Consider the following 13,675-nt stretch of genomic DNA (forward strand, 5'->3'; position numbering starts at 1 on the left):
GCGACGCTGCTTCCACTACAGGGCTCCGAGGCAGCGGGCGCCCACCGGGTGAGGCATGCGGGCAGGTCTGCGTAGAACCCTACGCGACTCCACAGACGGTGATGTGGCCTGATTCACGAATCTCCTGTGAATGGCCGCACAGCGCCCACGCCGCGGCGGAGGCAGAGTCTTCATCAACCGGGACCGAGACCGCCCGCGAGGGAGCCTCATGCGTACACCATTCCTCCGGTCGACTCTCGCCTCGAGGCGCTGGCTTGCAGCCTGTCCTCCTGGTTGGGCGTGGTCTGGGGAGTCGTTGAACATCCACTCGGAGCGTCATTTCAGACATGTCATCCCATCTCAAACGCCTTCAGCTGTGGTGCTACTCGTATGTTTATGCGTGGTTCGTGGTCGGGTGGTACTCCGCGAGACGCCAGCGGATGTCCCATGACAACGGTATCGCCGCGAGGGGGCGGATTCGCATCACGGAGAACCCCACCTTCCCCGCCCACGACTTCTTCGAGCCCGGACGTGAGTTCGCCTGCCGGCTGCGGCATGCGTCGGTGTCCTATCCGGATGATACCGTCATCCAGGTTCGTGCCGCGTCGCTGAAGTTCGCGGACAGTGATTACGAAAGCCCGCTGGACCTCGAGATGAATACCGGCACCATCTCGCTGTTCTGGTCGGCGCGGAACTTCATCGAGTTCGTGACGAAGAAGAACCCCCGGGTGAACGGGCTTGATTACGTGGAGTACTACAAAGACAATCCACGCGGCCTGCTGGCCTCCGCGGAAGGAGTCCGGAAGGACCCGAGTACCTTCACTCAGCTCTACTACCACTCGCAGGTCCCGCTGCGCTTCGTGGGCAAGGACGGGGTGCTGCGGTATGCCAAATACCGTCTCATCCCCGAGAATCGCGGGCCCGAGACGGGGCTCATGCCTCCGAACGCGACCCAGACCTTGTGGGACGAGGATTTGACGGATCCGAGTCGCAGTCCGAACTACCTCAAGGAGGAGCTCGCCGACCGGCTCTCGCGCGGCCCCGTCACCTATCACCTCCAAATCCAGCTCCATACGCCGCGGCCCGGGGAGAGCGCGGAGATCCTCAACAGCAATGTCGCCTGGGATGAGGCAACCCATCCCCACATGGACCTGGGCACCGTGACGCTCGAGGAGGTCCTCCCGTTCGAGGACAGCGTGCGGATGCGCTTCTCGATGAGCCACCACCCGCCTTCGCTCGGGTTGCTGCCGGCGGAGTCCGTGGACGACTACAACTCCCTCAACTACATGCGCCGTGCCTCCAATGTGGCGAAGCGTTTCCGGCTCCTCTTCTGCCAGCTCCTCGGAGAGCGCAAGCCCCTACCAAGTGAGAGGCCAGTCGTCGCCCAGCCACAACGAGGCTGATCACCGCTCCCGAGGGGCAGCTACTCCTCGGGAGACGCCCTATACAACCGGGCCTTCGCTCTACGCCGGTACTCGTCGAGACAGCCCGGGTACCGGTCCTGCCGGGCAGGCTCCTCGCGGCCCAGGCAGTGGACCATGTCCATACAATTCTCGTAGCCGGTCTGGGCTCCTGGCTCCTGCGCGCCCAGGAGGTTCATCCGTTCTTTCGGGCTGAGGCAGTAGCGCGTCGAGAGCCAGAGCGCACGACGAACCGCTTCCGGATGGATGGTCCACACGCGTGAAAGAGAGTCATCCGAAGCGGTGATGACCCGGGCGCCGTCCGGGCTGAACGCGACGGAGCGCACCGGCCCGCGGTGACCGCCGAGCACCGCCACGAGCGTGCCATCGGACGCCCAGAGCCGCGCCGCCTCGTTCTCCGAGCCCGTCACCAGGTACTCGCCGTCCGCGCTGAACGCCGCCGAGAGCATCCTGACTCCATGAGGGTCGATGCGGGCGACGCGGGTACCATCGGCCTTCCACACCCATGCGCTCCCCTCGTCCGAGGCCGTGATGATGCGTTGGCAATCCGGGCTGAGCGTGGCCAGGGTGACCGCTCTCGAATGACCAGGAAGTCGGGTGACAAGGGAGCCGTCAGCCGTCCAGACCCCCACGGTGCTCTCATCCAGGGACGTGACGATGCGCAGTCCTTCGGGGCAGAACATGGCGGACAGGACCTCGCCACGGCCCTGGAACGAAGCGATGCGGCTCTTGCTGTCGAGCCTCCAGACCTGAACGCTGTCACGTCCCCCGGGTCTGGAACCCGAAACCGTGACCACCCGGGTCCCCTCTGCACTGAACGCGGCGGACGTGACCAGTTGCTCACCATGCGGGAGCTCCGCGATGAGGGCGCCGTCCTCTCCCCATACCCGTGCCTTGCTGTCACCCGAGGTGGTGACCCTGTACCTGCTTCCCTGAAACACCATCCCGCGCCCACCGTCCCTCCTTCTCTCGGTAACGAGAGAGGCATCCGACGTCCACAGCCGTGCGCTCCCATCACCCGCGACGGTGACGATGCGCGTCCCATCCGGGCTGAACCCGGCGGAGCTGGCGCCGTCCGGGTGGCCCTTGAGCTCGGCGAGCAGGGCGCCGTCCGCCGCCCACACGCGCGCGCTCCCATCGGCCGAGGTGGTGACCACGTGGCTGCCATCGGGGCTGAACGACGCGGAGTGGATCGCCCCGAGATGACCGCTGAGCATGGCCACCAGGGTACCGGTCCCGGAACCCGTCAGTCCCCAGAGCGTCGCGGTTCCATCCGCCAGGGCGGTGATGACGCGCTCGCCGTCGGCGCTCATCGCAACGGCGGTAATCCCTTCCCTGTTTCCCGGGAGCGCGGTGACGAGGGAGCCATCGGCCGTCCATACCCGCGCGGCGCGGTCGCTCGAGGTCGTGAGGATGTGCGTACCGTCCGCATTGAACGTGGCCGAGAGGAACCGCCAGTCGTGCTGGCGCTCGAGCGTCCTGAGGAGGGTGCCGTCCGCCTTCCGCACTCGCGCCGTTCCGTCCTGGACCGTGACGATACGCGCTCCATCGGGGCTCGCGCCGGCCGGAGCGATTCCCCCTCCGTGCTCCTCGAGTGGGGTGCCAGCGGGGGTTCCGTCTGGATTCCACTCCCGCACGGTCCCATCGCGCGCGTGGGCGATGATTCGTTTCCCATCGGCACTGAACGAGGCGGAACGAACCGGCTCCGAACGGTCCGTCAACTCGACCGGGGTCCGGCAACGGAACACCGGGGAAGACGCGAAGTGCGGCGCGGCCCCGACCCAGCCGCGAAGCAGCAACTCCCTGGAGTCCTCTTCCTCGACCTCTCGCAGGAGCGAGATCGCGATCTCCGGCTCGTGAGCCACTCGCAGGGCGACGGAGAGCCGGCCGGCATCACGGGCCCGTTGTGCCTGCACCCTGGCATGCCTCGACTCCATCATGCCCCACCCCCCGAGCAGCGAGAGCACCACCGCCACCGCCAGGAGCCCCCCCAGGGCCGATTGCTTGAGCCGCCGCTTCCTCCGGACATCCGCCCGGCTCTCCTCGAGCAGCCTCTTCGTGTCGTCGTCTGGCTCCTCCGAGAAGACCCGTGCGACGTCTTCCGCCAGGCCGAGCTGCCGCTCATTGAGCAGCGCGCCATGCTTCTTCCACTCCTCGACCCTGCTCGTGAGCTCCTGACGTGCCAGGAGCCTTCCACGTTCCTCCTCCACCCACCCACGCAGCCTCCGCCAATTGCGGATGAGTGCTTCATGGGCAACCTCCACGGTCGTCGTCCTTCCATCGCCCGTGCGCACCAACAGCCGCTCATCGACGAACCGGCCAAGAATCCGCTCGAAACGAGCCCCCTCTTGCGGCTCTCGCGGCCGGACCTCCGCCAGGAGCGCCCGCCGCCGTGTATCCATCGTCGTATCGGAGTGGACGTTCACCAGCCGGAGAAAGAGGCGGCGTGCCATCATCCGCCCTGCTTCATCGAGCTCGGCCATCCGCGCGTCGGCACGGAGGCCGAGCGCACCGCAGACGCCCCCGACCGCGTCGTAGGCCGCCTGGGTGAGCTTCCGCCCCTCGCGCCGCTGCCAGAGCATGTCCAGCGTGTCCTGGAGCAGGGGAAGCGCGCCCGGCTCGCCCTCGACGTCCTTCAGCATCCGGCGCGCGAGGCCCGCTTCCAGCGAGAGCCCCACCAGCCCGGCGGGCTCGCGGATCGCCTCCTCGAGCTGCGCCGGTGTCATCTGCGCCACGAAGACCCGGTGCGCCTCATCATACGAAACCTTGTCGAGCCGCAGCCCCTTGTCATCGAGCGTGAACTCGCCGCAGCGTCCGATGAAGTCCACGCGCAGGGTGACGAGCACCGACACTCCGGAATCGCCCTGGCCCGCCAACGCCCAGAGCCAGCGGACGAACGTGTCGCGCTCCTCCGCCGACTCCGTCTGGGTGAAGAGCTCCTCGAGCTGGTCCACCACGAGCAGCAGGGGCCGGCTCGCGTCCGTGCGCGTCGCCAGGGCGGCCTCCAGCGCGGCCAGCGGCTCCGCGCCGGGGCGCATCCGAGCGAATACCCACGTGGACCCGGGAGCCTGGAGCATGCGAGGTACCGCGCCCGCGAGCACCACCGAGGACTTGCCCGTGCCCGACGAACCGGCCACCACGAGGAAGCGTGGCGCTCCGGCTCTGGCGAGTGCGCCCAGGTCGTTGATGATCTCGTTGATTTCGGCGTCGCGGCCGAAGAAGAAGCGGCTGTGCTCGGGCTGGAACGCGAGCAGTCCGCGGTAGGGGCGCAGCACGAGGGGGCGGTTGTCATGGCCATCGGCTTCGCGCGCGTAGAGCTGCAGACTCGCCCAATCCAGCCGGCCGGTGTCCCGCGCGAGCTGCCTGCGCGCGGCCAGAAAGGCGCTCTCCACGGAAGAAGGGCCGCCGAACAGCTCGCGGTAGAAGGTTTCCGAAAAGCGATTGGAGCCGGGAATGGACAAGGGGAAACGCGAGGCGATGACCGCGCCAATCCCAATCTGGTGGAGCGCCTGGGCCACACTCCCGAGCTGGTTGCCCAGAACGCCGATGTCGCCGCCGTTGCACGCGGCGATGACCACCAGCCGTACCATGCCCGCGTAGGGCGTGAGGAGCTGGCGAAGGCGGCCGGCGTCGACGACGGTGGACTCTCCCGCGGATTCGCCGTCCAGCAGCAGGCCACACGTCTGCCCCGCCGCCCCGCCATGACCCAGCAGGTGAAGCACGGAGATGGGCGTGCCCCCGGGAGCCCTGGCCGCCTCCAGGGTGTCTTCCAGCCGTCCGTAGCTGGCGTGCCCGAGGACGTCACGCCGGGTGTCGAAGGGGTAATGGCCCGCCCTCGCGCCCTCCTCGATGGCGCGCAGGTGCTCGGCGCGAGGCACGGGGCCTCCGGCGGACGACCACGCGAAGAGGACGCGCCCTCCCTCGGGACGTGGCGAGGGCGACTCGGCGGCCGTCACCGTCTCCGGCCACTCGTAGCGCACCAGCACGGAAGGCAGCTCGCCCAGATGCTGCCCGCTGGAGTCCAGGCAGAGCAGCTCCCAGGGCAGTGCGTACAGCTCCGCGGCGGCCGAGCGAAGGGTCACCACCACTGGCCGCCCACCCGACACCGCCTCGAGGAGCCGCGCCTCCTGCCTCGCCCAACCTTCCGAACCGAGGAAGTCGCGCAGCGTCCTGCCCACGCGCTGGGTGACCGCGGGGTCACAGTCCGGCTGGTGAAGCGCCGCCAGATCGCCGAGCAGCGCCTGGCTCCACGTCAGCTCGACACTCTCGGCGCCTCCGCCCGTACCGCGCAGGACATACTCCTGCCTCCCCGTGCGGAAGGCGAAGGAGTCACCCGCGTCCTCCGTACGCACGAACTCGAGCAGCAACTCATGGGCGAACTTCGTCATGGGGTCTTCCGCTGCCCGCGCCGGTACCTGGGAGGGCGCCGTCAGATGTTGATGCTCTGGGGAACCCGGCTCGGCAGGAGGAAGGGATAGGGGCCGTAGCGGGTGTGGTTTCGCTCGGTGATGAGCGCCTCGATGTCGTCGAGCTTCTTCTGGAAGCGCGTGAGCGGCTCGCGCACCCGCTTGTCCTGGAAGCAGTCCTTCTCGTAGCGACCCAGCCGGGTGTAGATGACGCCGCCCAGCAGGTTCATGAACTCCATCTGGAGCACGGCCATCTCGAGCGGCGGGAAGTAGTCGAGGTAGTCATTGTTGTTGGCATCCTCCTCGGAGAGGGGGGCCGCGCGGTAGGAGGCGGGGGGCGTGGCCGGCGCGTACGTCAGCAACTCCGACTGCGGGGCATTGACGGCGGCGTGCTGCGCGCTGGCGGTGAAGACAATCATCGTGAGCGCCCGGCACAGGTAGTCGAGGCTCTGGATGCGCCCGTCCCCCGCGTCACCGAAGCCGGGGATGCGCCCGCCCTCCTGCGAGACGATCTCCGCCGCCCACGCCTGGAGCGCCGCGTCCGCCCGCACCTGCTCGTCGGAGCCGTAGTAGAGCTTGACGTAGGTGGTCACCCACTCCTCGATGGCGCGCCAGAGCTCCAGGGCGTCGTCGCGGTACGGGTAGTCGAGCGTGGGGCTGGTGACGCCGCGCGCCTCGAGGTCGGTGGGCAGGAAGAGCGCGTTGAAGGGCCTGGCCAGCAGCCCCTCCGCGGAGAGCTTCCGGCTCGCCCAGATGGTGCCCCCGAGCGACTTGTCCACCTCATGGCCAGGCGCCACCAGCGTGGCCTGGGCCTTGTCGTTGATGCTGAGCGTGCCCTCGAAGTGCGGCCGCAGCAGCGTGCTCACCGGGTGCGTGTCCGGAATGCACCGGCGCGTGGCCATGACGATGGGGCCCACCAGCAGGTGCGTGCGCGCCAGGTGGGAGATGGTCTCGTGGTGGTTGAAGTCGGCGACGGTGACCACGAGCTTCGCCCGCTTCCAGGCCTCGCCGTCGGCCGGCGTGAAGACCGGGTGGTTGCGCGGGTCCTGTCCGCACTGGATGGCCACCGGTTGCAGCCGGCGCGGCCCCGCGCCCTCCCGAGGCAGCGCGAACAGGGCGAGCGGGGCGAAGCAGTACTTGGGACCCGCGGGGAAGTTGCCATTCTTCACGCCCGCCAGGGCCTTGTAGTCACACAGGAAGAGCCGGCCCTCGGCCCCCGCCTGGGCCAGCGAGTCCCGCGTGTCGGCCATGGCGACGTGGAACTGCTCGTCGGTGACCGGGAAGTTCGCTCCCGGCGCCGTCACCCGCTGGAGCACCAGCGGATTGAAGCCCGCCACGCGCAGGTAGGCGAAGACCTCGTCGGAATCGAAACGGTCGGCGAACCACGGCCGCTTGAACGTGGCGAACAGGCGCGCGAAGTCGTCGAGGGACTTGGGACGCCCGCTCTTCTGCGCGTTCGTCCGCTTGAGCACGAACGCGAGGATACCGAGCGGATCCGTGATGCCCTTCTTGAGGAGCTCCTGGCCGATGACCGCCAGCGTCTTGACGAGGGCGAGCCCCCCCGGGCTGGAGTCATCGCCGCCGAAGGACAGCGGTTCCTCCGCCCCGTTGGGGAGCGCCGCCGAGAGCTGCTCCGGGGACATCTGCTCGAGGTTGTCCGGAGCCACTTCGACCGCCTCGTGCGGCCTCACCTTGTCGAGCTGGAGGTCGTCGAGGCTCACGGTGCCGTGGCCCAGATCGCTGAGGTCCAGCCGGGCGGTGTCATCATCGGAGAAGGAGAGCGCGTCATCCCAATGCATGCGATTGCGCACGGAGTCGAGGCTGAGATGGACGCACTGCATGAGCCACTTGAAGCTCGGCTTCTCCTCCTTCGGCGGGGTGTCGATCATCGCGAGGGGCGCGAGCTTCTTGTAGTTGTATTGGTACAACAGCTTCGGGTCCGCGGGAGCCGAGGAGGCGCCAAAGAGGAACGAATGGGGACTGTCATGCGCCTCGGTGGAGGCAGGGGGCGTGTTCTGGACGGGATCGGACATGGGATGACCTTTGGGATGAGAGGTGGATGAGAAAGGACAAGGCTCAGGAGGATGTTTCGCGGAGCTGCTCCAACGCGGCCCGCCCGGCTTCCGTGTAGACCTGCTCCCAGTTGCGCAGCTCCTTGAGGGAGACGCCCGCCCGCTTCGCGATGTCCCTGGGGCTCTCCGCACCAGCGAGAAGCGCGCGCACGGCCTCGGCCATCACGTCCGTGCTGGGAAGAGATTCCGAGGCGGTCACCTGCATGCCGAGCACCATCGCGGCGAGGGCCTGGGCCGATGCGGCCTTCACCTCCGCCCGCGGTTGCGCGGAGGGAACCGGTAGTTGCACCGCGGGGTCCCCAAGCAGGACGTAGCCGGCCAGGTCCTGGCGCAGCATCCACAGGTGCGCTCTCTGAGCGAGGTCCACCGGGTTGGGACGTCCCCCGCGCTGAGCCTCCTCCTGCTGCTCGTAGAGCGTGGTGAGCTCGTTGTTCGCGTCCCGGAAGAAGCGCCACAGCGCGTCCAGGCCCACGCCGGCGCGGCGCCCGGCCACCATCGAATGCAGCAGGCCCTGGAAACGGGAGGGACGGCTCCTGGCCACCGAGCCCTGCTCCTGGAAGCTGTACGACCAGGCCAGGTCCATGTGGCCGATGACCGCCAATGGCCCCTGGGGGTTGGCGAGCACCGCCTTGGGCAGTGCGGCGACGAAGGGCCGCTCGCCCTCGCGGGGCAGCGACGCGAGCAACCCCTCCAGCCGACCCGAGAACTGGCCGGCGTCACGCAGCTGGGACAGCCACGTGTGGAAGGCGCTCCGCGAGGGCGTCCCCGCCCCGAAACAGGCCAGGTAGAACCAGAGGCCTCCCGGGAGGAAGGGCCGGCTCCCCAGCACCGCGGCGTCCAGTTGCTCCCCGCGGCCCAGGCTCATCGAGCCCTGCAGCGCGTGTTGCTCCTCCACCGAACGCCAGCCCTGGCGCGGCGCACCCAGCCCATGGCTCAAGGAGAACAGCACGCTCGGCTTCGGCGCGGCCGCCTGCTCCAGCAGCCCGTGCACGGACATGTCATCCCGGTCCCCGACCTCCAGGATGTCCCGTGCCAGGAACTCCCCCCTCGACTGGCGCTCCCGGCAGCTCTGGAGGCTGGGCGAGATGAGCGCCTGGTAGCCGAGGCTCGTCGCCCGGGTCCCATCATGCGCCGTGTAGAAGAGGGCGCGCGCCTGGGCGGGCGAGGGGCTCCTCCGCCAGCGCAGCACCTTCTCCACATAGGCCGCGTAGTCCGCGTCCCGTGAGAACGCGAGCCGCCCGACGAAGCCGTCACTGCCCAGCACCTGCTGCAGCTCGAGCGAGAGCTGATCCAGGTCGCCGAGCATGAGCAGGTAGCGGGGCTGCTCCACCTCCGGTACCGCTTCGTCGTGGAGTACGTGCTTCTTCCAGTGGACCGCCGCGGGCGCGTCCAACCCGGGCGGCGCCCGGTAGAGGCGCACGGACGCCCCCTGCTCCTCCTGACGCAGCTTGCGCAGGGGCTCGATGAGCGTCAGGAGCCGGTCCCCGGCCGGTCCCTCCGGAGCCACCACCCCCCAGCGTTGCCTGGACAGGTCGTTGGGGTCACCGCCCGAGTCCCAGAGATGCGTCGGCATCTGGCTGGCCGCGGGCCGGGCCTGATTCAGTGTCGAGTCGAGCGGGAGCCCCTCGGCCAGGGTGGGGCGGCGGTCGTCCGCGTGCGTCAGCAGCAGCTCGAGGTCCATGGCTGTCTCCTCGGGTGAGCGGGATTACTCCGGGATGCCGAGGGCGGCGCGGCCCGCCTTGCAATAGATGTCGGCGAGGCGCTCGAGCTCGCGGCGCTCGATGCCGTACTCCGTGGAGAGTTCCTTCATGCTCCGCTCTCCGGAGAGGATGTAGCCAATGGCTTCCTCGAGCTTCTCCACCGCGAGGGGCAACTTCGCGGGAGCCTTCACCACCTCATGCGGCACGGGGAGCGCCGGAGGCGTGGCCAACTTCGCGCGCCTTTCCTCGACGGGGAGGCGTACGGCCGGGTCCCCGAGCATCACGTAGCCGGCGATGTCCTGCCGCATCATCCACAGATACCCACGCCGGATGAGCTCGTCATTGGACGCGGTGGCTCCCGTGCGGACATCGTCATCGTGGATGCTGGAGAGCTCGGTATCGGTGAGTGCGAGGTAGCGATACAGCTCGCGGAACCCAATGCCGACACGGTTCGAGCGCAACATCGACTTCAGCGGCTCGATGAAGCGGCCCGGGCGCTTCTTCGCGGGTGAGTCGTCCTCGCGGAAGCTGAAGGTCCAGGCGAGGTCGACATGGCCGATGAAAGCCAGCGGGCCGTTCGGGTTCGCGAGCACCTTCTGCGGTGTGGCGGCGACGAAGGGCCTGCCCGTCCCCGCGAGCGTCTTCATCACGTCTGGCAGGCGGGAGTAGCGCCCGGCCTCGACGAGATGCCTGAGCCAGTGGGAGTACGCACTGATGTCCGGCGTCCCCGCGCCGAAGCACGCGAACATGAACCAGATGCCATTGGGCATGAACGTGCGTGAGGTCAGGTCGGACGCGGACAGCTGTCCTTCACGGCCGAAGCTCATCGCCCCCTGGCCCGCCAGCCTGTCCGCATCCGTCTTCCAGCCACCCCTGGGCGCGCCGATGCCATGGCTCATGCTGAACAAGACGCCCGGCTCGGTGAGCGAGGAGTTCTCCAGGAAGCGATCCAGCCCCGGTTCCTGTTCCTCGCCGTGCACATGGAGGCCGCTGGCGGGGAAGCGCCCCTGGCTCAAGCCCTCCCGGATGAGCTCGAGACCTGGGTTGATGAGCGCATTGAAGCCCGCGTTGAGCGCGGGGGTTCCGTCATGCGCCGTGTGGAAGAGCATCCGGCCCAGGCCCTGACGTGGCAGCCGCTCGGCGCGCAGGACCTTCTCGACATAGGCCAGGTAGCCCTGCTCGTCGGAGAAGTGGAGCCGGCCGACGTAGCCGTCCGAGGCCTGTATCTGCTGGATGGCGAGAGGCACCTGGTCGAAGTCGCCCAGGATGAGCTGGTAGCGCGGCACATCCGCGCTCAGGTGCTCCCCCGAGTCGAAGTGCCGTTTGCGCCACAGCGCGGCCTCGGCCATGGTCATCGGCCCTTTCGGAACACGGTACTCCTTGACGGGGTGGCCCCCCTGCTGCGCGCGCCGGAACTCGATCAGCGGCCGGATGAGGTCGCGCAGGCGGTCACCTTCCGGGCCCTCGGGGAGGATGAGGCCCCAGCGCTGAGCCTCGAGGTCATTCGGGTCTCCGCCCTCGTCCCAGAAATCGAGCGGTTCAGGGACGTCGTCCTTCATCGTGGAGCGCTCCTGGGGAGTCGTGCCCGCCGGCAGGCCCTCGCTCAGAACCGGCGTATTCGTGTCGGCATGAACCAACAACAGTTCAAGAGTATCGGTCTGCTGAGGCATGGCGCTCTTTCTTGACGATGGCGGGCAAGGAGGGCGGGTTCGGGCTCCAGGAGCGCGGAGGGCGTGGCCGTCCTTGACATCACCCAGCCTGCCACTTTCCCGATGGGAACACTGTGCGCCGCCTCACAACGCCATGGTGATACAAATCACGGCTGCTTCCAAAACGGCGCGGACGGAGCCGCGTTACACGCCCACCAGCCAGCCGTCAGGGCATGCGCTCGCGATCTCCCTGGGAGATGAATACATGGAGTTCCACGTATCTCTCGGGAGTTCCCGGAGCGAGCCGAGCGACAGGCCCGCGTCCCGCGCCCAGTGATGGGCCCCACTCCTATCGAGAGAGCCCGCTCACAGCAGGTAGGCGACGACACGCGCACTGTCCTCCCTCATGAAGCGCCGCTTCATCATCTCCCCCGTCTGGGGGGAACAATCATACGAGGCCTCCCTTGACTGGCTAGCTCGGCGCGGCGCGCAGACAACCGAGAATGGCTCGTAGGATTCCAAGGCCACATTGCGAAAGGCATTGGCATGCGTACGGTCGTTTTGAGTGACCTGCACCTGGGTAATGGACAAGGCTTCGACATCTTCGCGGGGACCGAGGCACTCCCCGCGTTCCTCGACTCGCAGCTCGCGCCCACCCGGGTGATGCTGAATGGAGATGCGGTCGACTTCCTGATGAACGAGGACCCCCCTCGTGCTCGAAACGGAGCGGGCGGTGCGGCAGGCGCGGGCGCTGACCGCCTGGCCCTCCACCGCGAACGTGTTCGCCGCACTCGGGCGCATCCTGTCCCGGGGCGGAGAGGTCATCATCCGCCTGGGCAATCATGACATCGAACTGGCGCTGGCCGAAGTCCAGGAGGTGTTCCGCGAGGCACTTCGCCAGGGCGGCGTGAGGAACGGGGAAAGGCCCGTGACGCCCCGCGTCTGACACTCGAAGCGCGAGCGGAACGATGGATTGCCTCCGGGGAGCCGCTCTCGCTTAACGTGCGCGCCCCCTTCAACTCTCGGAGGTTCGAACCATGTCGATTTCATCGTGCTCACCCCGGGCGCTGTTGCTCCTGGGCATCCTCTCCGCGGGCTGCGCCACGAGCGGCAAGACGTCGTCCGGCACGCAGGCGACACAGCAGGACGTCCAGGAGGAGCGTGGAGCGGCGGCCATGCACGAGCGCTTCCCCGCGCTGGAGAAGCGCCCCTCGGGGCTGGAGGTGGTCGCCCGCCTCGAGCAGACGCCGGGCAATATCGCCATCACCCCCGAGGGCCGCGTCTTCCTCAGCCAGCACCCCTTCGGCGCGCCGAAGCACGCGGTGGTGGAGTTGCTGCCGGGTGGCACCACGCGCCCCTATCCCACCGAGCAGTGGGCCAGCGCTCCTGGCGCGGACGGCACGGGGCTCCAGACGGTTATTGGCGTCGAGTCGGACAAGAACGGGGTGCTGTGGATCCTCGACAACGGCAAGGGCGGTGGCGAGGGCGCGAAGCTGGTGGGCTGGGACACGCGCGGCGAGAAGCTCGTGAAGACGATTCCGCTGCCCCAGCCCGTGGCGGCCCCCAACTCGTTCCTGCAGGACCTGGTGGTGGACGCGGACCGGGGCGTGGCGGTGCTCTCGGACATGGGCCGGGGTGACCTGGTCGGCGAGAGCATGCCCGCGCTGGTGGTGGTGGACCTGCGGACGGGCCAGGGCCGGCGCGTGCTCCAGGGCCACCCGAGCCTCCAGCCCGAGGATGTCTCGCTCTCGGTCGAGGGCCGGAAGATCACCGTGCCCGGCAAGCAGGGCGGCGCGGTGGAGCCGCGGCTGGGGCTCAATCCCATCGCGCTCGACCCCCAGAGCGAGTGGCTCTACTTCGGCTCCATGAGCGGCCAGACGGTGTGGCGCGTGCCGATGAAGGACGTCATCGACCCGAACCAGTCCCCGGAGGAGCTGGGCAAGAAGGTGGAGCGGTACGGGAAGAAGGCGGTGAGTGATGGCATGAGCGTCGACTCGGCGGGGAACCTGTACATCACCGACCTGGGCGCCATGGCCATCGGCGTGACGAAGCCGGACGGGAGCTATGAGCCGTACGTGCGGGATGAGCTGCTGCAGTGGCCGGACGGACTGAGCTACGGGCCGGACGGGTACTTCTACGTCACGGTGAACCAGCTGCACCGGCACGCGGTGCTCAATCTGGGCAAGGCAGGCACCCAGCCGCCGTTCCTCGTGGTGCGCTTCAAGCCGTTGGCCCCGAGCGCCGTGGGCCGCTGAGCCACGCTCCGCTGGCGGTACCGTTCACCCGCCAGCATCCCACGCGCGAAGCTCCCCCCCGGGCCGTCGATGAGCGGACAGCCCGGAGACTTTCGGCACACATGCGTGCGCCGTGTCCCCGGGGCCTGGGTTGTGATGCCGGGCCCTGGGAGGGACACCATGGGCATGACGAGACGCGAGCTCCTCCACTATT

7 protein-coding genes are annotated in these 13,675 nt (G+C 68.4%); 3 read left to right on the forward strand and 4 right to left on the reverse strand.

Annotation, left to right across the window (positions count from 1 at the left end; translation table 11 throughout):
* The first annotated feature begins 419 nt into the window (after positions 1-419).
* On the forward strand, positions 420-1,382 hold the full coding sequence (locus JQX13_RS11245; RefSeq protein ID WP_203409022.1) for a hypothetical protein: 963 nt from the start codon (positions 420-422) through the stop codon (positions 1,380-1,382).
* A 20-nt stretch (positions 1,383-1,402) separates the two neighbouring features.
* Here JQX13_RS11245 and JQX13_RS11250 read toward each other — a convergent pair whose 3' ends face one another.
* From JQX13_RS11250 to JQX13_RS11265, 4 genes are read right to left on the reverse strand one after another with little or no spacing between them, the layout of a single operon-like run.
* Positions 1,403-5,788, reverse strand: coding sequence for a CHAT domain-containing protein (locus tag JQX13_RS11250; RefSeq protein ID WP_203409023.1), 4,386 nt, complete (start codon positions 5,786-5,788; stop codon positions 1,403-1,405).
* 41 nt (positions 5,789-5,829) lie between these two features.
* Positions 5,830-7,839 (reverse strand): lipoxygenase family protein, encoded by a 2,010-nt coding sequence (locus tag JQX13_RS11255; RefSeq protein WP_203409024.1) that lies wholly within the window; start codon positions 7,837-7,839, stop codon positions 5,830-5,832.
* Between the two features lie 43 nt (positions 7,840-7,882).
* The gene (locus JQX13_RS11260; protein WP_203409025.1) at positions 7,883-9,559 is read right to left on the reverse strand and encodes a helix-turn-helix domain-containing protein; all 1,677 of its coding nucleotides are present in this window, start codon (positions 9,557-9,559) and stop codon (positions 7,883-7,885) included.
* Between the two features lie 24 nt (positions 9,560-9,583).
* Positions 9,584-11,248, reverse strand: coding sequence for a hypothetical protein (locus JQX13_RS11265; RefSeq protein WP_203409026.1), 1,665 nt, complete (start codon positions 11,246-11,248; stop codon positions 9,584-9,586).
* A gap of 691 nt (positions 11,249-11,939) precedes the next feature.
* Here JQX13_RS11265 and JQX13_RS11270 point away from each other — a divergent pair.
* Together JQX13_RS11270 and JQX13_RS11275 are read left to right on the forward strand one after the other, a co-directional pair.
* Positions 11,940-12,173: a hypothetical protein gene (locus tag JQX13_RS11270; RefSeq protein WP_203409027.1), complete on the forward strand. Its 234-nt coding sequence runs from the start codon at positions 11,940-11,942 to the stop codon at positions 12,171-12,173.
* A 91-nt stretch (positions 12,174-12,264) separates the two neighbouring features.
* The gene (locus JQX13_RS11275) at positions 12,265-13,482 is read left to right on the forward strand and encodes an L-dopachrome tautomerase-related protein (protein WP_203409028.1); all 1,218 of its coding nucleotides are present in this window, start codon (positions 12,265-12,267) and stop codon (positions 13,480-13,482) included.
* Positions 13,483-13,675 lie beyond the last annotated feature (193 nt).

Origin of the sequence: Archangium violaceum (assembly GCF_016859125.1) — a bacterium.
Lineage (GTDB): Bacteria > Myxococcota > Myxococcia > Myxococcales > Myxococcaceae > Archangium > Archangium violaceum_A.